Genomic DNA, 20,846 nt, shown 5'->3' with positions numbered 1-20,846 from the left:
CATGTTCATCCCCCTCCGTCCTTCCGTCTCCGGAAGCTCACCGCGCCGCGGTCGCCCCGCAGCCGGCTGCCCTTGCGGTCGGCCTCGGGGACCTTGACCAGCCCGAGTTCGCCCGCGAGGCCCCAGAGGGCCTGTTTGACCGCGCTCTTGCTGTCCAGCTCGTGGAGGCGGCCGGCGTCCACGGCTCCTTGGAGTTCCTTGAAGTTGGCGGGGACGGCGGTGGCCGCCACCGGCGTGCCGGTGATCTTCTGTATGAGCGGCGGTTGGATCTCCGTGGCGCGTGACTGGCGGTTGACGACGACGGTCGTCTCCTCGGCCTTGCGGATCTGCAGCCGGTCCCACATCCGTACGGTGCGTTTGGCGCCGCGGACCGCGATCACGTCCGGCGTCGTGACCAGCAGCGCCCTGTCGGCCATCTCCACCGCAGCCGCGCCGGCGCCGCTCATCTGGGCGCCGCAGTCGATGACGACGGTCTCGTAGCGGGAGCGCAGGGCGCTGACGATCTGCCGGGTGGCCCGGTCGGTGACCTCCTCGCCGCGTTCGCCCTCGCCGGGGGCGAGCAGCAGGGCGACGCCGGTGTCGTGCCGGAAGACGGCGTCGGCGAGGACGCGCGGGGATATGTCGGTGATGGCGGCGAGGTCGACGACGGAGCGGCGGAACTGGACGTCCAGGTAGGAGGCGACGTCGCCGGTCTGGAGGTCCATGTCGACCAGGGCGGTGCTGCGGCCCGACGCCTGGGAGGCCAGCGCCAGTTGGACGGCCGTCACCGTCGCGCCCACTCCGCCCTTGGCGCCGCTGACCGTGACGACCGTGCCGCCGACGCCGGTGAACACGTCGCCGGTGTGGCCGAGGTGGCGGCGTACGCCGACCGACCACTGGGCGACGGCCTGGACGCGGTTGGCGAGTTCCTCGTAGCTCAGCGGCAGGGCGACCAGGCCCCGGGCGCCGGAGTCCATGGCGGCCTGGAAGAGGCCGGGGCCGGCGTCGGAGGTGACGAGGATGACCCCGACGGCGGGGAAGCGCAGGGCGACCTCGCGGATCAGCTCCAGTGCCGGGACGGGGCCGATCCGCTCGTGCACGACCACGACCTCGGGCAGTTCGTCGACGGACTCGGCGGCGAGCCGGGCGAGGGTGTCGATGAGCTGGGTGGAGTCGACCACCGGGGCCACCGGCTCGGCGTCCGGGAGCTGGCTGAGCAGGGTCGTGATGGAGCGGACCGCGTCCGCGTCGCCGACCGCCGGCAGGATCCTCGTGGGCATACGGGCCTCACTTGTCCTTCGCGAGTTCGTAGGTGCGGTCCTCGTCGGGGACGGTGGTGTCGCTGCCGGGCGCGACCAGGGCGAGCCGGACGCGGTCGGCGAACGACTCGGCGTAGGTGAGGCGCTGGGCGTCGATGGTGGACAGCGCGAAGGTGATGGGCACGGCGTCGGTGGTGCGGCGGCTGCGGTCGTCCTCGTCGGGGTTGAGGGACGTCAACCTGCCGACGTCGATCACCCGGGCATTTGTTACGATGATCTTGGACTGAGCGGGGTCACCCTCCCGCTCGCCCGCGAAGGTGGCGTACACGTTGACCGTGGAGTCCGGCGTGATCTTGCCGGCCACACCGGTCGCCGCATCGATCATGATGGCGACCTCCTGCTGCCCGGGCTGCAGGGCGGGCTGGTCGACGATCATGTCGCTCTGCAGCAGGGAGCCCTCGCGCAGGGTCGTCACGGCGATCTTGCCCTCGATCTGCCGGAGATCCGTGACCGCGTTGGCCGACAGCCAGCGCTCGGGCATCTCGATCTTCTCGAACTGGCCCGTGGTGAGGGTGGTGTAGGGCTCCACGTCCGCCTTGAGCCGGTACGCGGTGACCTCGGGACCGACCTTGGACTTCACGTCGCTGATGACGGACAGGACGCCCGCGAACGCGCCGAGGGCGCAGATGACGGACAGAAGCAGGAGTATCACGCCGCGGCGCTGACGGGAGTTCATGAACCGTGCAACCTCATTGGGGATCTCGGTCGAGTGGGCTGGGTTCGTGTGAGCGGTGAGGGCTCGTGTGCGACCCCGCGGGGTACCGGGGCCCCGTGCGTGTCCTGTGATTCAGGACTCACCCCGCGGGGATTTGGTTCTCGTAGGGCTGCTCGTGGTCCGGTGCGACGGCGGAGCAGAACACACACCGGTCGCCGATGACGTCGATGCCGCACCAGTGGCAGCGGCCCTGCCGTACCGAGCTGACCAGCTGGTAGAGCACCGACAGGTCGGGCAGGTAGGTGCAGAACTCGATGAGTTTGCCGGTCCCCCACCAGCCGGCCGACTCGGCGGGCAGCTGGGCCTCGCGCAGCCCCTGCACCTTCCAGGCCGGGGCCAGAGCGGCGGTGACCCAGTCGGACTGGAGCTGGCCCTTGGCGATGAGCATCCAGGTGCCGAACTCCGGTCCGCTCAGGGTGGCTTGGGGGTCGATCTTCACCAGCTGCGGCTCGGGGTGGGCGATCACGCCGAACTGGCTGCCCGGCATCCAGGACTTGGCGTGCGACTTGAGGCTGACGGGGACACGGTCGAGCCGGGCCACGGAGCCGAGGAGGGCGCCGGCGTGGATGTAATGGGTGAGCAGCCGGCCCGCGGAGGCGAGGACTCCGGGGCTGAGGTCGCAGGAGGCGAGTTGTCTCAACTGCCGGGCCAGGACAGCGATTCCGAGTGGCGGCAGATCGGGGCGGAACAGGGCGATCCGGTCGCTTTCCAGGATCGACCGGATGGTGTGCAACCGCCGGTCCACCGCGGCGGGGACGGCACGTGAGCTGACGACGATCACATGCCCGTGCGTCTCGATCAGCGCCTGCATCTCCGCGAGCGCCTGTTCCAGCGGACGCTGGTGCACGTCCTGCAGGACAACGGCGGGCAGGGTCCGCTCGTCCTGCGCCGGCAGGGCCATATCAACGCTGGTCACGGCAATGGCTGTTGGCACGCGCAGCTCCCCGTTTCCCGCCCGGTCGGCCCACCGGCGCAACTCCGGTGTACCGAGGTGACTTCATTGCGTGACTACCTCAGCACTGTATCCACGCCTCGATGACCGGAGAACAGCGTTTCCGTAGCTGGCGTGCAACTGTCGTCGCACAAGACACGTCAAATCGGGGCAGGTTGAGCATCCCGACCGAACCCAAAAGAGTGGGTCCTGGTAAGAGGGCTGACGCTGGGCCTGAAGTTTGGGTCCAGGGACCCACGCCGCCCGACCTCCGCCGCACCTACGCTCACCGTCCGAAAAGGCGCTGTTGCCGAGGGGTTGGAGGGGTGCCGTATGGCGGGCGGGGGCGGCATACGGGCGTACATACGGACGTACAGATCCGATGACCGGGGAGCCACCGGCACCGAGTACCTGGGCCTGATCGCGGTGGCCGTCGCCATCGTCCTCGGCATCACCGCCACCGGAATCGGCCAGACGATCTTCGACAAGATCGCCGAGCAGATCTGCAAGGTGACCGGCGGCGGCAACTGCGGCTCCGGAACGACCACCGAGGCGGGCAGACCGCTCACCGACGCCGACTTCGAACCACCGCTGTGCCAGATCTCGTCGGTCACCGACAAGGCCGGCTCCAAGGCGAAGATCCTGTTCTGGGAGATCGGCAAGGAGTACGGCTTCCAGGAACAGCACCTCAGGGCGAACACCGACGTCAACGGCGACGGAAAGGTCGACGACAAGGACGAGCTGGTCTATCTGACCTTCACGGACGCGGCGTCCGTCGGCGTGAAGAAGGACTTCAAACCCGGAATGAAAGTGGGCAGGTTCGGCACCGACAAGGTCGAACTCGGCGCCGGGATCAAGGTCACCAACGGGGACACCTGGGTCTTCGAGAGCCCGGAGGAGGCCGACAAGTTCCGCGAGGACATCGAGAAGCTGCAGATGTACGAGATGCGGCGGACCATGCCCGGCGGCGCGGAGGCCGGCGTCGGCGACAGCATCCTCTACCTCTTCGGAACAGGGCCCCTGAAGGACGAGGAGGAGACCCGCGAGCGAGTGGAGAACAACCTCGGCACCAACCGGCAGATCACCTACGGCAAGGTGGGTCTGGAGGCCTCCGCGTCCGGCGGCATGAGGATCTCGGCGGCCGACGAGCAGAAGCTGAGCGCGCAGCTCGGCGGCACCTTCAAGTACTCCCCCGACGTGACCTGGACCGACAACGCCTACAAGAACACCAAGGCGTACACGTACACCTCGTCCATCGAGTACGGCACGAAGGCCGGCTACGAGGCGGGCCCGATCAGCGGCGAGTACTCGGCGCACACCATCCAGACGGGCACCATCACCGTCACCTACGACAAGGCCACCGGAAAGCTGGTCCGCATCGACATGACCCGCACGGTCGAGGAGGGCGGCCAGAAGGACGGCGCCAAGGTGGGCGGCGACAACGGCAGGTCCGACGGCGACAAGCGGGGCGGCAACGCCGGTGCCAAGGGCACCGACAGTCCGGTCGGCATCGAGGTCGTCACCCACACCGTCGCCTTCGACCCGGGGACCGCCGGTGACAAGGACCGGGCGGTCGCCGAGCAGTGGCTGGACAGCACCAACGAGCAGGCGGCCACGCCGTTCCAGTACATGTTCGACGACCATGCGCCGACGTCCCGCCCCGGCGCGGACGACCCCTTCGGTCAGCTGATGTTCGACCAGGGCAGGTCGAGCAGGATGATCTACACGGGTGAGGTCAACGCGGCCGAGTACGGCTTCGAGCTGAACCTCGGCCTGAGCCTGGGTATGTCGATCAGCACCGAGCAGAAGTCGGAGACGCTGACGGACGCACAGTTCCTGGGTGCACCCCGCGGCACCAACCGCTCGTACGTGCCCTACAGCTACTGTGCGAACTGAGACGAGACAGGAGCCCCGCCGATGAAGACCCGCCGCACGCTCGCGACCGCCGGCCTGCTGGCCGCCGCGCTGCTGGCCCTCACGGCCTGCGGGAACGGCGACTCGGACGCGGCCTCCGTACCCGACGGCTGGGGGACGCTGAAGACGAAGGGCGTCTCCGTGTCGTATCCACCGTCGTACGAGAAGCAGCGCCCCACCGATCACAACGCGGCGGCGGCCGTATGGACGGAATCGGGCCGCACCGTCTCGCTCATCACCGTGCAGCTGGACTTCACCCAGGCGAACTCGGCGGAGCAGGCGGCCATCGGCGCGGAGGCCGGGATCCAGATGGGCGCGGACGTACGGGGCCAGCAGGACGTGGAGCTGACCGGCACGGACGACGCCCAGCGGATCGACTTCACGTTCAAGTCCACCGGTGAGGACTCCGACCCACCCAAGGGCACCCCGATCGAGGGCGTGATCCTGACCGGCCTGGACTCGACCGACACGACGTTCGCGATCCGTATCGACGCGGCCGAGGGCAAACTGTCGGACGCGGACCTGGACCGGATCATCGACTCGGTGGAGGTGCACTAGCCGATGGAGGTCCCCGGCGCCGGCTATGTCGTCCTCACCCTCCTGGCCGCCTTCTTCGGCGCACTGTCACTCAAATACGCCCGGCGACTGCTCACCGTCGCGCGCGTACTGCGACGCGGAGTGCGCACGGACGGTGAATGCGTCCGCGTGGAATGGGAGCCTCACGAGTCGGACGCCAAGCGGCACTTCTTCACGTTCGTGACGGCGGACGGCACCCGCGTCGAATTCGAGGACCTGGCGGCCTGGTCGACGACGAAGGGCACACCGGTCACCGTCACCTACGACCCCCGCGACCCCCAGGGAACGGCAACGGTCGCCGGCCGCGACAGCTGGTCCCCGGTCCTGCAGTCCCTGGCGCTGACGGCGGGCTGCGGGATGGCGGCCCTGGGCTTCACGACGCTGCTGCTCCACGAGGTCTTCGGAGGCTGAGCCATCCGGAACCGTGGCGGGAGATCCCGGCCTCCTGACGGGCGAATTGGCCTGGACCTCTTGACAGTTGAATTGGTCTGGACCAACTTGTAGGTCCAACGGTGGCCACCGTCGCATCGCAACCCCACTCCCCCACCGGAGGCCCCAGTGGACCGCGCACGCAGACGGAGACGGATACGCATGTGGTCGGGGGCGGTGACCGCCGCTCTCGCCCTCACCGTGCCGACGATCGGCCAGGCGTCCGCCGCCGACGTCAACAACGCCAAGAACGCCGGCTTCGAGTCGGGCCTGAGCAACTGGACCTGTTCAGCGAACAGCGGTACGACCGTCTCGTCCCCGGTCCACGGCGGTACCTCCGCGCTCAAGGCCACCCCGGCCGGACAGGACAACGCCCGCTGCTCCCAGACGGTGGCGGTACAGCCCAACTCGACGTACACACTGAGCGGATGGGTCCAGGGCGGCTACACCTACCTGGGCGTCACCGGCACGGGCACGACGGACGTGTCGACATGGACGCCGGACTCGACGACGTGGAAACAACTGTCGACGACGTTCTCGACAGGCTCCTCCACGAGGTCGGTGACGATCTACACGCACGGCTGGTACGGCCAGGCGGCCTACCACGCCGACGACATCTCGGTGCACGGCCCCGACGGCGGCGGGGGCGGCGACCCGGCCCCGACGATCCCGGGCGCGCCGAGCGGTCTTTCGGTATCGAGTACGACGTCCTCGTCCGTGTCGTTGGCGTGGAACCCGGTTTCCGGGGCGACCGGCTACAACATCTACCGCAACGGCACGAAGGTGACGGCGGTGACCGGCACGTCAGCGACGGTGACCGGCCTCGCAGCCTCGACGTCGTACTCCTTCCAGGTCACGGCGACGAATGCGGCCGGTGAGTCACCGAAGTCGGCGACAGTGACAGGAACCACGGCACCGACGGGCGACACCGGCTCCGATCTCCCCCGGCACGCGGTGACGGGCTACTGGCAGAACTTCAACAACGGCGCGACCGTGCAGCGGCTGGCGGACGTCCAGTCCCAGTACGACATCATCGCAGTGGCCTTCGCCGACGCGACGGGGACACCGGGCGCGGTCACCTTCAACCTGGACTCGGCGGGCCTCGGCGGCTACACGGTGGACCAGTTCAAGGCCGACATCCGCGCCAAGCAGGCCGCCGGCAAGAAGGTGATCATCTCGGTGGGCGGCGAGCGCGGCACGGTCACGGTCAACGACGCGACATCGGCGACGAACTTCGCGAACTCGGTGTACGGGCTGATGCAGACGTACGGCTTCGACGGCGTCGACATCGACCTGGAGAACGGCCTGAACGCGACGTACATGACACAGGCACTGCGCTCGCTGTCCGCGAAGGCGGGCCCGTCGATGATCCTCACGATGGCCCCGCAGACCATCGACATGCAGTCGACGTCGAACTCGTACTTCCAGACGGCCCTGAACGTGAAGGACATCCTCACGGTCGTCAACATGCAGTACTACAACAGCGGTTCGATGCTCGGCTGCGACGGCAAGGTCTACAGCCAGGGCTCGGTGGACTTCCTGACCGCGCTGGCCTGCATCCAGCTCGAGGGTGGTCTGGCTCCGTCCCAGGTGGGGTTGGGGTTGCCGGCGTCGACCCGGGCCGCGGGCAGTGGGTATGTGTCACCGTCGGTCGTGAACAACGCCCTGGACTGCCTGACCAGAGGCACCGGTTGCGGCACCTTCAAGCCGTCGAGGACGTACCCCGACCTGCGCGGCGCGATGACCTGGTCGACAAACTGGGACGCGACGGCGGGGAACGCCTGGTCGAACGCGGTGGGGCCGCACGTGCACGCACTGCCGTGATCCTCGCTCTCCTTGGCGCCGGCCGCATGTCCCGATGCGGCCGGCGCTGTCGTGGGGATCACGTTGTTGTTGTCGGAAAGCCGCGTTGCATTCCGTAATCGGCCTGTGTGATCTTTGGGCACATGTGTGCGGACGGGGGCGACATACCAAGACCGGAAGAGCCCAGTGTTGCGGCCGAGTTGGTCGACGCGGTGCGGCGGGCGAAGGGTGGGGAGGCGTCGCCGCAGGACGTGTTCGAGGCATTTCTCCAGGCTCGGCTGTACTGCGAACGTCCCGAGGAACCCGGCTTCTTGACGGTTCCCGTACCGGCGGGGAGCGACGACGCGCCACCCCGGTCCCGGCTCCTGGATCTCATCGACGGGCCGTCCAAAGAGGCTGACCCGCCGGTCCGGTTGGTGCCCGTGTTCTCGTCACTGGAGCAATTCGCTCTGTTCGTGGGCGAGGGTGCCTGGTTCTCGACCACCGGTGCGGACGTGCTGAACCTGCTACCGCCGGGGGTTGATGTGTGGCTGGACCCGGCCGCCGAGCACACGGTGCGGCTGGCGTCGTCCGCCACCAAGACCGAGCCGGTGCTGCACATCTCGTATCGGAATCGGGGGAGGTCGGCGTGAGCGGAGGTCAGGGATGGCTGATCCGCAAGGGTGCGGACGGCGGGGATTTCAAGTGGGAGGTTCAGTTCCTCCGGTCGATCGCCCGGCCGCTGGCGGAGTCGACGGACGTCGCCCGGAAGATCGCCAAGCAACAGGCGGAGGAACAGTTCAACTTCGCCGGCATGACCGAGGTCGCCAAGACCGGCACCGAGGAGGTGTCGCAGGCCGTCGACGACTTCCTGGACAAGTGGTGCCACGGTCTGGGCTGCATCGCCGAGGACGCGGACGTGATCGTCTCCGCCCTGAGCGCGACGATCAACGACTTCCTCGTCACCGAGACGAAGGTGAAGTACGACCTGATGATGGTCCAGCGGCAGAAGCAGTACGAGGAGGACCACCCCGTCTCCACCTTGCTGGAGGACCAGGGCATCGGCGGCGAACGCACGCAGTTCCGCGGCCGGATCGACCCGGTCGATCACAGCCGGAACCAGGGCCAGGAGTAGGGGCCACCGAAGCATGACGGAGAAGCGGTTCCTGTTCCGCCGGATCTGGATCGGCCCCGAGGACACCGTCCAGGACTGGGTGCCCGGCAAGCCGTCCGAGCTGGACGAACTGATCAAGAAGTTGGGCGGCGCGGCGGCCCATTTCGGTGAGGGCGCGGAACAGCTGCGCAAGCTCAGCGCCGACGCCTGGCAGGGCGAGGCGGCCGAGGAGTTCCGCAACACGGTCAAGCGGCTGCCCAAGGAACTGGACGGAGCGCTCAACGCATTCGTCGAGGCCGGCCTGGCGGTCCTGGCCTACCGGGACGTACTCGACGGCGCCCAGCGGTTGACCCAGCAGATCCTCGACCACGAGGCCCCCACGGCACGCGAGTTGTCGCGCAGCTACGCGACAGCCGTGGACGACTACAACAAGGCGGTCAAGGCCGGAGAAGCGCCCACCACCAAGCCTCCCGAGGAGGACCCGGGCAAGACCCTGATGTCCGAACTCGTCGGAATGATCAACAAGGCGAAGGGAGAGGTCGAGGAGGCCGCGGGCACCGCCAAGAGCCAGTTGCACAAGGCCGCCGAGAAGGCACCGAAGAGGCCGAACGGCTGGCAGCGGATGTGGGGCGGCGCGAAGGAGGGCGCGAAGGACCTCTTCGACTTCGCCATGACGGTCAACCCCGGCCGGCTGCTGTACGACCGGGACGCCTACCTCCACGACGGGGCGATGCTCATCGACGGCGGCATCAGGGCGGTCAGGGACCCGGTCGGGTTCTCGAAGGACTTCTACCAGGGCGTCAATAACACCTGGGACGAATTCCAGAAGGACCCCATGCGGATGCTGGGCTACATGGGGCCCGGTCTCGCAGGCGGGGCGGCCCTGAAAGGAGCCGGCAGCCTGCAGCGGAGCCTCGACGCCACCAACGGGGTCGGCAAGCCGACCGGGCTCGGAACCGGTGGCGACCATCTCAACAACGGTGAGCAGGGTGCCCACAGCGACAACACCCCGCCCGCACATCACGACCCCACCGACCCCGTCGACCTGGCCACCGGCAAGATGTACCTGCCGCAGACGGACGTCACCCTGCCCGGCATCCTGCCGCTGCTGTTCAAGCGCCGTGCGGAATCCGGCTACCGCGCCGGACGCTGGTTCGGCCCCTCCTGGTCGTCCACGGTGGACCAGCGCCTGGAGATCGACACCGACCGGATCGTGTTCGTCCACGAGGACGGGCTGATCCTGGCCTATCCGCACCCGGAGACCGGCGGCACGTCTGTGCCGACCGAAGGTCCACGCTGGCCGCTACGGTCCGAGCCGGAGGGTTACACCATCACGGACCCGCTGTCGGGCCGTACCTGGCACTTCGCCCAGCACTCCGCCGACCACGCGCCGCTGGAGCAGATCGACGACCGCAACGGCAACTGGATCACCTTCGAGCACGACTCCGCCGGCGCCCCCACCGCCCTCTCCCACAGCGGCGGCTACCGCATCCGGATCACCACCGAGGCCCACCGGATCACCGCCCTGCACCTGGTCACCGGTGAGGACGACCAGGAACTGATCCGCTACGGCTATTCCGAGGCGGGCGACCTGACCGAGGTCATCAACTCCTCGGGCCGCCCCCTCCGATTCACGTACGACGAAGCGGGCCGGATCACGTCCTGGACCGACACCAACGACCGCAGCTACACGTACACGTACGACGAGCGGGACCGCTGCATCGCGGAAGGCGGCGCCGAAGGCCACATGAGCCTGCGCCTCTCCTACGGCGAACGGGACCCGCAGACCGGCCTCCGCACGACGACGGCCACCACTGGCGCCGGCCACGTCCACCGCTATGCCGTCAACGAGCTGTGCCAGATCGTCGCCGAGACGGACCCGGTCGGCGCGGTGACCCGCTTCGAACGGGACCGCTATCACCGCTTGCTGTCCCGGACGGATCCGCTGGGCCACACGACGACATTCCGCTACGAAGAGGCAGGCCGACTGATCTCGGTCGTACGCCCGGACGGCCGCGAGTCGACGGCGGACTACAACGAACTCGGCCTGCCGGTACGGGTGGTGAGCACGGACGGCACGGAGACCCACCAGACGTACGACGAACGCGGCAACAGGACGTCGGTGACGTCGGCAACGGGCCAGACGACCCACTTCACCTACAACGAGGCAGGCCACCTCACCTCCGTAACCGACCCTCTCGGCCACACGACGACGGTCCGCTGCGACCAGGCCGGGCTCCCCTTGGAGATCACGGACCCGCTCGGCGCGGTGACGCGCTACGAACGTGACACTTTCGGCCGACCTGTCACAATCACGGATCCGACGGGCGCCGTGACTCGCCTGGAGTGGACGGTCGAGGGCCGCCTGACCCGCCGCACGGCCGCCGACGGCACCACGGAGTCCTGGACGTACGACGGCGAGGGCAACTGCACCAGCCACACCGACCCGCTGGGCGGAGTGACGAACTTCGAGTACACCCACTTCGACCTGCTGACGGCCCGCACGGGCCCGGACGGCGTGCGCTACGAGTTCGAGCACGACCTGGAACTGCGCCTGACCAAGGTCACGAACCCGCAGGGCCTGACGTGGACGTACGAGTACGACCCGGCCGGCCGCCTGACCGCCGAGACGGACTTCGACGACCGCACACTCACGTACACGCACGACGCGGCGGGCCGCCTGACCTCTCGCAGGAACGCACTGGGCCAGGTGGTGTCGTACGAGCGCAACGCACTGGGCCAGGTGGTGCGGAAGGACGCGGCGAGCCAGGTCACGACGTACACATACGACACGACGGACCAGCTGGCGGAGGCGACGGGCCCGGACGGCACGACGCTGACGGTGCTCCGGGACGACTACGGCAGGGTGATCTCGGAAGCGGTCAACGGCCGGGCACTGACGTACACGTACGACGAGCTGGGACGCCGGACGAGCCGTACGACCCCGACCGGCGCGACGACAACCTGGTCCTACGACGAGACCGGACGCCGCACCAGGATGCTGGTCTCCGGCCGGACGATCGACTTCTCCTACGACCCGGCGGGCCGCGAACTCGCCCGCCGGGTCGGCGAGACGGTCACCCTGGAGCACACCTTCGACACCCTCGGCCGCCTGACGACCCAGTCGGTGACGGGCGGGAACGACCACACCCCGGTCCAGCACCGCGCGTACACGTACCGCGCCGACGGCAACCTGATCGGCATCGACGACCACCTCTCCGGTCCCCGCCGCTTCGACCTGGACGCGACGGGCCGGGTGACGGCGGTGCACGCGGCGAACTGGACGGAGACGTACGCGTACGACGAGGCGGGCAACCAGACCTCGGCGTCCTGGCCGGCGTCTCACCCGGGCGGGGAGGCGACGGGCCCACGTGAGTACACGGGCACGCGCATCACCCGCGCAGGCAAGGTCCGCTACGAGCACGACGACCTGGGCCGCATCACCCTCCGCCAGAAAACCCGCCTGTCCCGCAAACCGGACACCTGGCGCTACGAATGGGACGCAGAGGACCGCCTGACGTCGGTGGTCACACCGGACGGCATGCTGTGGCGCTACAAGTACGACCCCCTGGGCCGCCGCACGGCGAAACTCCGCCTGACGGACGACGGCGAAACGATCCTGGAACGCGTCGATTTCACCTGGGACGGCACGACCCTCTGCGAACAGACAACAACGTCACCGGCTTTGCCGAACCCAGTCACCCTCACCTGGGACCACCAGGGCCTACGCCCCATCGCACAGACGGAGCGCATCACAGCGGCGGAGGCGCCCCAGGAGGAAATCGACTCCCGCTTCTTCGCGATCATCACCGACCTGGTAGGCACGCCGAGCGAACTCGTGGACGAGCGAGGCGAGATCGCGTGGAGAACACGCAGCACCCTGTGGGGCACCACGGCCTGGGCCGCGAACAGCACGGCCTACACCCCACTCCGCTTCCCGGGCCAGTACTACGACCCCGAGACAGGCCTCCACTACAACTACTTCCGGCACTACGACCCGGAGACCGCCCGATACCTCACGGCGGATCCCCTCGGGCTCGAACCCTCACCGAACCCTGTCTCATATGTCCGTAATCCAAATACGTGGACCGACCCGCTAGGACTGGCACCGACCGGATGCCCCGAGGAGGAGCATCTCTTCCGAGGAACCACCCGAGGCTTTGACGCCAGCGAGGGTGCGCAAAGTTCTGGATACACCCCTACGTCGACTGATCCAGGCGTGGCAACAACCTTCGCCAGACACTCAGAACAATTTGGCGAAGCCGTAGTCCAGCTATTCCCCCGCAGCGCGCTTGACGGTGTACCTACCGAGAGGGGCGTCATTCGAGCTGAAGCGGAAATCGCCGTGGGGCTCCCTGCATCTGAACTCGCCCGCCGCGCCAGCATCGAACTGCCGGTGAGTGCCGCCCAGGATATCCTGGCAGGCATGGGCATCCACATACCCAAGGTAAACACCTATGGAGGTATCAGTGACGCCCTGGAGTGGGACGTGCCAAAACTCTCACCAGATCAAATAGCACAATTTGTCGCAGAGGCATATAAACATGGATAAATCAAACCCAGGCCAAATTCAGATCTTCTCTGTAGAGGAAAGGAGCTCCCACGAAGCCACCTGCATCGTTCGGTGTGTTGGTGGCATCGTGCGTCCGGGTCAGTCATTCGACATCGGGCCTGCGGTCGGCCATGGAGGGAAACAGGCCTATGTCGTTCTGGACTGGATTGAGCGCTATAGATCTCGAGTGGATTTCATTGATCCGCCCCACAGCGCCATGGTTCACCTATCCGGGGAAGGGGTCGCGATGCTAAATAAAGGCCTCACGATCACCTCTGCCGCGACAGAATTTCCGTAACCAATGGAAATTTCCCATACATTCCATGGCGAATGATACGAGCGAGACAGCTAGCCACCAATCCCCCGAAGAGCATGGAATATGATGCACGAAGGGTCGAATGGACAGAGACATCAAATTCCGGTCGAGGTGGGGGAGCCGAAGCGATTGGTGAAAGCCTGCTTCGGGGATTTCAGCATTACGGTGTACCAGGCATATCCCAGGGAAATCGCGGAGCGAGCCGTGCACGCGGGGACCTTCGTGGCGCCGTTCAAGAAAGAGCGGATGACCTGGATCAAGCCTTCTTTCCTGTGGATGATGTACCGCTCAGGGTGGGCGTCCAAGCCGAACCAAGAGCATGTGCTCGCCGTCGAGATCTCCCGAGCAGGCTTTGAATGAGCGCTGGCTCACTCGTCACTGAGCCACTTCGATCGTCAGGTGCACCCGGACGAGGATTCCTGGCGACAGGAAGTCAAGGAAAGTCCTGTGCGGATCCAATGGGACCCGGACCGGTCGCTTTCCCTCGATCCGCTGCCCACGCGAGCGATCCAGATCGGCCTCTCTGGAGAGACAGTAGAGCTCTATGTTCACGACTGGATCATCGGCATCAAAGACGTTACGGAGCATGCCCGATCCATCTACTCCGATATTCGTGACGGACATACTACGGAAGCAATCCGGAAAATCCCTACCGAGCAGCACTATCCGCTTCCAGAACAGATCCGGCGGAGGATCGGGGCAGACGGATAACCCCAATCATCACGGAGACGTGCCGATGAGCGAACTCTGGTCGTCCGACAAGGCACCTTGGATTCAAGTCATCCCCACCGATTCAACAATTTCGACTGTGGAAGCACTTCCGCCGAGTGGAACGATCTATTCAGCCAGGATGCACGGGCGGGCAATGGGGGACACGGATGGGGTGTTCACCCAGTTCTACGAAACTCTCCGCCTACCGGACTATTTCGGCTGGAACTGGAATGCGCTGCGGGACTGCCTGTTTGATCTCGGCTGGCTGAGGGCTACGCGATACCTATTGACCATCGATAACTCCGAGTGCATCCTCTCCGAGAACCCCGAAGAGCGCGACATCTTCTTCCGGATTCTCTCGGAGTCCGCCAAGTACTGGGCAGCAAAGCCCTGGTTCCCGGAGAGGGAGAAAGTCACCCTTCACGTGGTACTTCTATGCGACCCAGACAGCCGTACGGAACTGACGAATGAAATTTCCCGCGCGTAGAAGATTATCTTCCCGAGCGGGGGATACTCTGGACCATCTGGTAACGCGTGACTGGAGTACCATGTCGACCCGCGGCGAACAGGCAATGCAAGTGCTCAGCAAGTTCGGAGAACTTGCATGGTTTAAATTGCCTGTCGAGCGCAATCCCACATACGGTTATCTACAGATGCCTTACATGGGATGGCGCTACACGTCTCCCCGCGAAGGGGTCGCAGAACTCATAGAAGATGCCGTAAGAGCGCTGCCGACGCAAGTTGACTGGACACTCGACAGGACAAGGAGAAACTGGGTTCTAGTGCCGACCCGGGCTCTGCGCGAGGCCCAAGGACTCGCCAACCCCGCCTTCAGTGACGTCGTACACTCCATCAATTTCCAAGATCAGGAGTTTTGCCTCAAAGCGCTGGCAGATTTCAAACTCATCATCCAGCACCTGCGGCAGATTCCCATTCCGGAAGAGTGATTCAGAGACGCCATCGACAAACCTGGAGGCGATCATCACTTCTTCTACAAGGAAGACTGGGGATCATGATAGGAACGCACAGAATGACCGAAGATGGCCAGATCAACTGGGAGTCGACTATCCAGAAATGTGGCCTCGAACAAGAACTGGCACGAATCGCTGATGCTGGAACTTCGATGGGGCCACGCGGCCTCATCTTGAAAGAGCATCACTTCTTTACAGGGTGGTAATCCTGGGGACCTGGAACTCCCAAACCCCTGAGAGACTCCAAATGATCTCGCGACGACACCGACCATATCGATATGTTGGCCCCCAGGAGATCAGGGAAGCAGTGCGCGACAACCCCATGGGCACACCGATTCGCGTACCCGAGGAAGTGGAATCATGGATCGCCTCCAAACCCCTGGTGGAGCGCGACGAACCATTCACTTTCACGGTCAATTGCGGTGGGATCCTGCTGCTGGCTCCCCGCCGGAGCGAGCACGTCGCATGTGCTGGAGGGCACCTGGTTCTAGCTGCCGGGGAGATTTCCTTTTCTCGTCATGCGGGGGCATGGCAAGTGTCCAGCGTGAGCAATTACTCAACCGGCTACTGCCCTGATCTGACTTCCTGGGCAGCGGTTAGAGATTCCATCAGACATATCGGGATTGGATGCCCTTCGAGGTTTACGGAGTCTTTCACGTTTCGCCGCTGCATTGCCTGTCTTGAGATCAACGTGGTGAAGGATTCCTATTTCTTCTGCGCTCTTTGCGAAACAGATCTCCCCTTCGAGTGGAATGTTGACGAGCCATATTGATCCGAAACTCAAATGGTTCTACTCGAGGATGTAGCGGACGTGCGGGCCGTCGGCAACATCACCCACATCCGCATCCCGCCGGAATATCACAAAGTCGTCATGAATAGAAGGTGATGAAACTGCGCGTCCGATACGCGCCTCCGGAAACCGATGACCAGCAAGTCCTGCAAGGAACCGACGCACTCGAAGAGGGAAATGAGTACGTCGTACTCGAAGTGTTCACCCCTCTTGGCAAGAGTGCTCTTTTCAGGATTGAGTTCATCGAGGGCGAGGACTCTGCCCTCTTCGACAGCCGAGCCTTCACAGTGACTTCGAACTCGATTCCACCCACATGGCGATATTTTCAGTTCAACACCGGTTCCTTCGCATTGCGGCCGGAGTCCTGGAGCCGCCCGGGCTTCTGGGCGGCTTACTATGAGCACGACACCGAGGCTCTCCATACGTACCAGATGGAGAAGCGAAGCATCCTCGCCCGGGAGTAGAAGTCAGCATCAACGGAGGACCATGGACGAGGACAGGGTAAGAGGACTTCTCGCTGCGGCAGCACAGGAGGGGGTATGTTCGCAGGAATTGCTGAATGCAGCAGAACACATCACGTCTGCCGATGTCGGCGAGGTCTCACGAGACAACTTCCTGTATCTATACCGACGTAGACTCAGGCGGACAGAGCCTGGCTCCTTGCTCGAGGCAGACACCATGGCTCTTGTATCTTTCCTGGAGGACTACCCCGACCACACGCTAAACATGATCAGCATTCGACTTGAGGGAAACGGCCATCACATGTTTCTCGCTGACTTGGATGCGTCGCGCATTCTCCACTGGATGCGAATGTTCTCGCGATTGGTCGGGTAGTGAACCTGCCCACGCATCCAGCACCCACAGGAGGCCAGAGAGTCTGGGCGCTTGTTGGTGAAGTTGCCGTCGGGGCCGCCCGCTTCTTTGTCAGTGTCGTGCTTCCACGACCCGAGTAAAGGGCGCTCCGCTTATGCTCCGCGTCGGCTGCGCCGATCGGCCTGCGGCCGCCCCTTGACTCGGCTCGTTCCAGCACGGGTGAGAAGCGAGCGAGCGGCCCGGAAAGGCGGGTGCCCCAGGTCGGCCGACCATGCGGGTGGGCTGGGGGGCTGGCCGGGGTTGGGGGCGCGTCAGCGCCTCGCAGGCACGCCGGCTGGGCTTGGCGGCTTGCGGCCGGTGGGGGGCGTGGGTGGGGGCACTCCGGGTCGACTCAGCGGCTGGCGGGCGGAGGGTCGTCGGTGGCAGCGTCTGGGGGCGGGGCAGTCTCTGCCTGATGGCCCGTGCCTCGGACTCCGATGCCGGGCGCTGGAACAGTAATTGGCCGCTTTGGGACACCCAGTGGGAGCGAAAGCCCAGGTGGGAACTTCTTGCCAGTGACCAAAACCAGCCAATTACCTGCTGGGGTGGGATCCATGAGGCTGGTGTGACATCCGAGACCGGCCAGGGCCACCGGTGAGTCCGCGACGGGCCCGGGCGAGGGCCCCGGCCCCCGCCTCCCGCGAAGGCCACCAAGTCGACCCGGCCTGCCCCGACCACCCGGCGCGCCCTCAGCCACCCACCGCCCGCACGCCGCTGAACCGAGCAGGCGCCCACCCCACTGACGCGACCGCCACCCCACACCCACCCATCGCCGCTGAGCCGAGCCGGCGTCCCGCCACCCCGCCACCGCGCCCGCCCGCATCACCACGAGCCGGTAGCCGCCAAGCCCACCCGGCGTGCATGCGAGGCGCGACCGCGCCCGCCAACCCCTCAGCCGACAGAGATGGCCGCTTGCCTCGGCCACCCGCCTTTCCGGGCCGCTCGCTCGCTTCTCACCCGGGCTGGAGCGAGGCGAGTCAAGGGTGGCCCGCAGGGCCATCGCCGAAGGCGACGCGGAACGCAGCGCAGCGGAGTGGAGCGCCCTTTACTCGGGTCGTGGAAGCACGACACTGGCCAAGAAGCGGGCGGCCCCGACGGTCACTTGGAAACGGCGGTCAGCTGGGGAGCTTGCCGTACGTCGCCGTCCCCGTCCTCGGTAGCGTCGCCCACATTCGCGTTCCGCCGCCTGGTTCTCGGGCTTCGCCGAAGCCCCAGTCGCCGTTGCAGGCTCGGCACACGCAGGCGAGGACGCGGAGGGCCGCGCGGCGGCGGGTGTCGCAGGCCGTGGCCAGGTGGGGTTGGGTGTGGCGGGGGTGGCTGTCGTATGCGATGAGGCGGAGGGTGTCGGCTCGGTAGCGGAGGGAGAGGTAGTAGTCCTGCGACTCCGTGAACTGGCAGGCCGTCGCCGTCAGTTCGCCTACCGCCTGTAGCGCCGGGTCCAGCATGTCCGTCAGGCCGTGTGCCCTCAGGACCTCCCTCGTCGCCGCCCTTGCCAACGCCGGGCTGGCCAGCGCTGCGGGGAGCGTGAAGCTGTAGGCCAGGGTTTCGGGGGTGGGGGCGGTGGGGTCCGCCGGGTAGGTGGGGGCGAGGGGGCAGCGAGATGCCGGCATGCGGGCTCCTTGTTCCAGTGCGGTTGTTCCAGTGGGGGGTGGGCAGCAGTCGGTGGCTCGTCTCCCTGGCGCGGGCCGCCCCTCCCAGGGCAGGAGGTTGCGGGCAGGCTCGCGCGATGCACTGCCAACTGCCGCGAGTAGCAGGTGCGTCACTGACTGTAGGATGTCACTTGGTTACATTGCCACGCACTTGGAGAAATTGACCCGATCGTAGGTCGTCGGCGCCGGTTGGCGGCAGACTGCTGACGAGCTGCAGGGAAGGAAAGGCATGCCACCGAGGACGACACCCACCGAGCGTCAGAAGCGTCTGGGCAGCGAGTTGCGGAAGATGCGGGTGGCGGCGGGGATAACGGCCGACCAGGCTGCTGGGCTGCTCGGCCTCGACCGGGCGAAGATCTCCAACATCGAGACGGGCATCCGCACCATCAGCGAGGAGCGGCTGCGCACCCTCGCCTGCAACTGCGACTGCTCGGACCAGGCGTATGTGGAAGCTCTGGTGAGCATGGCCCGGCCCAACGGGCGTGGCTGGTGGGAGCGTTATCGGGGCTCACTCGCTGCCGGGCTGCTGGACATCGCCGAGTTCGAGGCGTTCGCGACACGGATGCGGACGGCCCATATCGCCCACATCCCCGGCCTGCTGCAGACCAGCGACCACGCGCTCGAGCTCTTCCGGGCCGTACTGCCGCCGCTTCCCGAGCACGAAGTCGCGCTGCGACTGGCGTACCGCGTGGAGCGGCAGCAAGTGCTGGACGGCGACGACCCGACCGAGTACGTCGCCGTTGTGCACGAGGCCGCTCTGCGTATGCAGTTCGGCGGGCGGAAGGTGGCTCGCGCTCAGCTCGAGCATCTGCTGGCCGTCTCGGAGCGACCTGCAGTACGGCTGCTGGTGATTCCGTTCGCCGCCGGTACGTTCCCCGGCTCGGGGCAGACCTTCAACTTCCTCGAGGGTCCGGTTCCCCAGCTGGACACCGTTCAGATCGACAGCAGTCACGGGCCGGAATTCCTCAGTGGGGACACGCAGTTGGCCAAGTACCGTACGCACCTGGACTGGATGGAGCGCATCGCGCTGTCACAGGAGGAGTCGCGCGACTTCATTCGGGACATCGCCAACAGTCTGTGAGGAGACCCCCGATGAACGACATCGCCTGGGAAGAGCCGTTCTGCGGCGAGGGAGCCAGCTGCTTCCGCATCGGCACCGACCCCCAAGGCAACGCCTACATAGCCGTCGCCGGTGCCGAGGACGCCTACCTCACCGACAGCCGTGAAGCTCTCCGCCGCCTCATCCTCGACATCAAGGCCGGGAAGGCCGACCACCTGCTCTGAGACTTCGAAAAACGTGAGGCCGGCGTGAAACATTTCCCCGGGCCCGCCGCATCAATGAAGTGACGGCGCTACGACGGGGGGACGACGATGCAGGTCCGCGGAGACGCGTATGCGGAGTTCGCGGCGGCACGCGCCGGGCATCTGTACCGGTCTGCGTGTCTGCTCACCGCGGGGGACACGCATCTCGCCGAGGATCTGGTGCAGGAGACCCTCGGGCGGCTGTACGTCAGATGGGGGCGCGTTGCGCGGGTCGGGAACCCCGCCGCGTACGCGCAGACCGTGCTGACCCGTACGTTCCTCGCCCATCAGCGGCGGCGGAGCAGTACCGAGCGCGCCATGGACGTACTGCCGGACCGGCCCGACGCGGGCGCCGGTGACGCCTCCCTGCGGCTGACCCTGCTGGAAGCCCTCGCCCGGCTGCCTGCCAAGGACCGGGCGGTGGTCGTGCTGCGCTACTGGGAGGACCGCAGCATCGAGGAGACCGCCGACGTACTCAACGCCAGTTCCGCTGCCGTGCGGACGCGTTGTGTCCGTGCGCTCGCCCGGATGCGTGAGCTCCTGGGCGAGGACCTCGGCGAGTACGCGACCCACTGAAGCGCCCCTGACCCCTTACGCCTCACTTCATCTGTGCGTCTTGAGAAACGGTGATTCGCCATGCCCACTCCACACCACGACGACCCCTTCGACGACCCCTTCGAGGACCGGCTCGGCGCAGCCCTGCGGCAGACCGGGGACACCTTCGACACTGATCGCCCCGCCCTGATCGCCGCCGGTCAGGCCCGCGGGCGCAGGCTGCGGTTGCGCCGCCGGGCCGCGGTCGTCGGCGGCGTCGCGAGCATCGCCCTCGTGGGCGTGGCCGGGGCGCTGGTCCTGCCCGGGAACGGTACGGACGGCGGCGGGACCTCGCAGCAGTCTGTGGGGCGGAACGGCTCCCCGGCGCCCGCCTCGTCCACGTCCGCCCC

Annotated in this window: 18 protein-coding genes and 2 pseudogenes; 16 read left to right on the top strand and 4 right to left on the bottom strand. The window is 66.4% G+C overall.

Annotated features, from left to right (window positions below):
* Nucleotides 1–5: 5 nt before the first annotated feature.
* From ACTWQJ_RS22195 to ACTWQJ_RS22185, 3 genes are all read right to left on the bottom strand, one after another.
* Nucleotides 6–1,259 carry an AAA family ATPase gene (locus tag ACTWQJ_RS22195; protein WP_443308360.1) on the bottom strand — a complete coding sequence of 418 codons (1,254 nt, stop codon included), beginning with the start codon at nt 1,257–1,259 and terminating at the stop codon, nt 6–8.
* A gap of 7 nt (nt 1,260–1,266) precedes the next feature.
* On the bottom strand, nt 1,267–1,974 hold the full coding sequence (gene cpaB, locus ACTWQJ_RS22190; protein ID WP_443308359.1) for a Flp pilus assembly protein CpaB: 708 nt from the start codon (nt 1,972–1,974) through the stop codon (nt 1,267–1,269).
* Between the two features lie 118 nt (nt 1,975–2,092).
* Entirely contained in the window at nt 2,093–2,914 is an 822-nt protein-coding gene (locus tag ACTWQJ_RS22185; protein ID WP_443308361.1) for a hypothetical protein, read from the bottom strand.
* Between the two features lie 363 nt (nt 2,915–3,277).
* On the opposite strand from ACTWQJ_RS22185, the gene ACTWQJ_RS22180 reads away from it, so the two are divergent.
* The 12 genes and pseudogenes from ACTWQJ_RS22180 to ACTWQJ_RS22125 all read left to right on the top strand — a co-directional run bounded on the left by ACTWQJ_RS22180 (nt 3,278) and on the right by ACTWQJ_RS22125 (nt 16,563).
* Entirely contained in the window at nt 3,278–4,840 is a 1,563-nt protein-coding gene (locus ACTWQJ_RS22180) for a Flp family type IVb pilin (protein ID WP_443308358.1), read from the top strand.
* A 21-nt stretch (nt 4,841–4,861) separates the two neighbouring features.
* Complete coding sequence (locus ACTWQJ_RS22175; protein ID WP_443308357.1) at nt 4,862–5,416, top strand: hypothetical protein; 555 nt, start codon at nt 4,862–4,864, stop codon at nt 5,414–5,416.
* A gap of 3 nt (nt 5,417–5,419) precedes the next feature.
* On the top strand, nt 5,420–5,845 hold the full coding sequence (locus ACTWQJ_RS22170; protein WP_443308356.1) for a DUF3592 domain-containing protein: 426 nt from the start codon (nt 5,420–5,422) through the stop codon (nt 5,843–5,845).
* 180 nt (nt 5,846–6,025) lie between these two features.
* The gene (locus ACTWQJ_RS22165) at nt 6,026–7,687 is read left to right on the top strand and encodes a chitinase (protein WP_443308355.1); all 1,662 of its coding nucleotides are present in this window, start codon (nt 6,026–6,028) and stop codon (nt 7,685–7,687) included.
* Nucleotides 7,688–7,809: 122 nt separating this feature from the next.
* Complete coding sequence (locus ACTWQJ_RS22160; RefSeq protein WP_443308354.1) at nt 7,810–8,298, top strand: SseB family protein; 489 nt, start codon at nt 7,810–7,812, stop codon at nt 8,296–8,298.
* Entirely contained in the window at nt 8,295–8,780 is a 486-nt protein-coding gene (locus ACTWQJ_RS22155; RefSeq protein WP_443308353.1) for a hypothetical protein, read from the top strand. Before ACTWQJ_RS22160 ends, ACTWQJ_RS22155 begins: the two co-directional genes overlap by 4 nt.
* Nucleotides 8,781–8,793: 13 nt before the next feature.
* Nucleotides 8,794–13,311 (top strand): putative T7SS-secreted protein, encoded by a 4,518-nt coding sequence (locus tag ACTWQJ_RS22150; RefSeq protein ID WP_443308352.1) that lies wholly within the window; start codon nt 8,794–8,796, stop codon nt 13,309–13,311.
* 379 nt (nt 13,312–13,690) lie between these two features.
* Nucleotides 13,691–14,338: pseudogene (locus ACTWQJ_RS22145) on the top strand (DUF4291 domain-containing protein).
* 25 nt (nt 14,339–14,363) lie between these two features.
* Nucleotides 14,364–14,825 (top strand): barstar family protein, encoded by a 462-nt coding sequence (locus ACTWQJ_RS22140; RefSeq protein WP_443308350.1) that lies wholly within the window; start codon nt 14,364–14,366, stop codon nt 14,823–14,825.
* Between the two features lie 61 nt (nt 14,826–14,886).
* Nucleotides 14,887–15,285, top strand: coding sequence for a hypothetical protein (locus ACTWQJ_RS22135; protein ID WP_443308349.1), 399 nt, complete (start codon nt 14,887–14,889; stop codon nt 15,283–15,285).
* 331 nt (nt 15,286–15,616) lie between these two features.
* Nucleotides 15,617–16,081 carry a hypothetical protein gene (locus tag ACTWQJ_RS22130; protein WP_443308348.1) on the top strand — a complete coding sequence of 155 codons (465 nt, stop codon included), beginning with the start codon at nt 15,617–15,619 and terminating at the stop codon, nt 16,079–16,081.
* Between the two features lie 113 nt (nt 16,082–16,194).
* A complete protein-coding gene (locus ACTWQJ_RS22125; protein ID WP_443308347.1) occupies nt 16,195–16,563 on the top strand; it encodes a hypothetical protein in 369 nt (122 codons plus the stop codon).
* A 1,503-nt stretch (nt 16,564–18,066) separates the two neighbouring features.
* Here ACTWQJ_RS22125 and ACTWQJ_RS22120 read toward each other — a convergent pair.
* The gene (locus ACTWQJ_RS22120) at nt 18,067–18,561 is read right to left on the bottom strand and encodes an ATP-binding protein (protein WP_443308346.1); all 495 of its coding nucleotides are present in this window, start codon (nt 18,559–18,561) and stop codon (nt 18,067–18,069) included.
* A 268-nt stretch (nt 18,562–18,829) separates the two neighbouring features.
* On the opposite strand from ACTWQJ_RS22120, the gene ACTWQJ_RS22115 reads away from it, so the two are divergent.
* From ACTWQJ_RS22115 to ACTWQJ_RS22100, 4 genes and pseudogenes are all read left to right on the top strand, one after another.
* Complete coding sequence (locus ACTWQJ_RS22115; protein ID WP_443308345.1) at nt 18,830–19,681, top strand: helix-turn-helix domain-containing protein; 852 nt, start codon at nt 18,830–18,832, stop codon at nt 19,679–19,681.
* 11 nt (nt 19,682–19,692) lie between these two features.
* A complete protein-coding gene (locus ACTWQJ_RS22110; protein WP_443308344.1) occupies nt 19,693–19,884 on the top strand; it encodes a hypothetical protein in 192 nt (63 codons plus the stop codon).
* A gap of 87 nt (nt 19,885–19,971) precedes the next feature.
* Nucleotides 19,972–20,478: a SigE family RNA polymerase sigma factor gene (locus ACTWQJ_RS22105; protein ID WP_443308343.1), complete on the top strand. Its 507-nt coding sequence runs from the start codon at nt 19,972–19,974 to the stop codon at nt 20,476–20,478.
* Nucleotides 20,479–20,538: 60 nt separating this feature from the next.
* Nucleotides 20,539–20,846 (top strand): annotated as a pseudogene (locus ACTWQJ_RS22100) (hypothetical protein); the annotation flags it as partial.

This window comes from Streptomyces sp. KR55 (genome assembly GCF_052245645.1).
GTDB classification, from domain to species: Bacteria; Actinomycetota; Actinomycetes; order Streptomycetales; family Streptomycetaceae; genus Streptomyces; species Streptomyces flavusporus.
The sequence above is the reverse complement of the archived record's forward strand: the minus strand, read 5'-3'. Positions and strand labels throughout refer to the sequence as shown.

What these genes read in the sequence shown, in the direction of transcription:
- ACTWQJ_RS22115 (WP_443308345.1), top strand. Translation starts at nt 18,830, where the DNA reads ATGCCACCGAGGACGACACCCACCGAGCGTCAGAAGCGTCTGGGCAGC.
- ACTWQJ_RS22165 (WP_443308355.1), top strand. Translation starts at nt 6,026, where the DNA reads ATGTGGTCGGGGGCGGTGACCGCCGCTCTCGCCCTCACCGTGCCGACG.
- ACTWQJ_RS22125 (WP_443308347.1), top strand. Translation starts at nt 16,195, where the DNA reads ATGAAACTGCGCGTCCGATACGCGCCTCCGGAAACCGATGACCAGCAA.
- ACTWQJ_RS22150 (WP_443308352.1), top strand. Translation starts at nt 8,794, where the DNA reads ATGACGGAGAAGCGGTTCCTGTTCCGCCGGATCTGGATCGGCCCCGAG.
- ACTWQJ_RS22170 (WP_443308356.1), top strand. Translation starts at nt 5,420, where the DNA reads ATGGAGGTCCCCGGCGCCGGCTATGTCGTCCTCACCCTCCTGGCCGCC.
- ACTWQJ_RS22175 (WP_443308357.1), top strand. Translation starts at nt 4,862, where the DNA reads ATGAAGACCCGCCGCACGCTCGCGACCGCCGGCCTGCTGGCCGCCGCG.
- ACTWQJ_RS22110 (WP_443308344.1), top strand. Translation starts at nt 19,693, where the DNA reads ATGAACGACATCGCCTGGGAAGAGCCGTTCTGCGGCGAGGGAGCCAGC.
- ACTWQJ_RS22195 (WP_443308360.1), bottom strand. Translation starts at nt 1,259, where the DNA reads ATGCCCACGAGGATCCTGCCGGCGGTCGGCGACGCGGACGCGGTCCGC.
- cpaB (WP_443308359.1), bottom strand. Translation starts at nt 1,974, where the DNA reads ATGAACTCCCGTCAGCGCCGCGGCGTGATACTCCTGCTTCTGTCCGTC.
- ACTWQJ_RS22120 (WP_443308346.1), bottom strand. Translation starts at nt 18,561, where the DNA reads ATGCCGGCATCTCGCTGCCCCCTCGCCCCCACCTACCCGGCGGACCCC.
- ACTWQJ_RS22185 (WP_443308361.1), bottom strand. Translation starts at nt 2,914, where the DNA reads ATGGCCCTGCCGGCGCAGGACGAGCGGACCCTGCCCGCCGTTGTCCTG.
- ACTWQJ_RS22160 (WP_443308354.1), top strand. Translation starts at nt 7,810, where the DNA reads ATGTGTGCGGACGGGGGCGACATACCAAGACCGGAAGAGCCCAGTGTT.
- ACTWQJ_RS22135 (WP_443308349.1), top strand. Translation starts at nt 14,887, where the DNA reads ATGTCGACCCGCGGCGAACAGGCAATGCAAGTGCTCAGCAAGTTCGGA.
- ACTWQJ_RS22180 (WP_443308358.1), top strand. Translation starts at nt 3,278, where the DNA reads ATGGCGGGCGGGGGCGGCATACGGGCGTACATACGGACGTACAGATCC.
- ACTWQJ_RS22140 (WP_443308350.1), top strand. Translation starts at nt 14,364, where the DNA reads ATGAGCGAACTCTGGTCGTCCGACAAGGCACCTTGGATTCAAGTCATC.
- ACTWQJ_RS22105 (WP_443308343.1), top strand. Translation starts at nt 19,972, where the DNA reads ATGCAGGTCCGCGGAGACGCGTATGCGGAGTTCGCGGCGGCACGCGCC.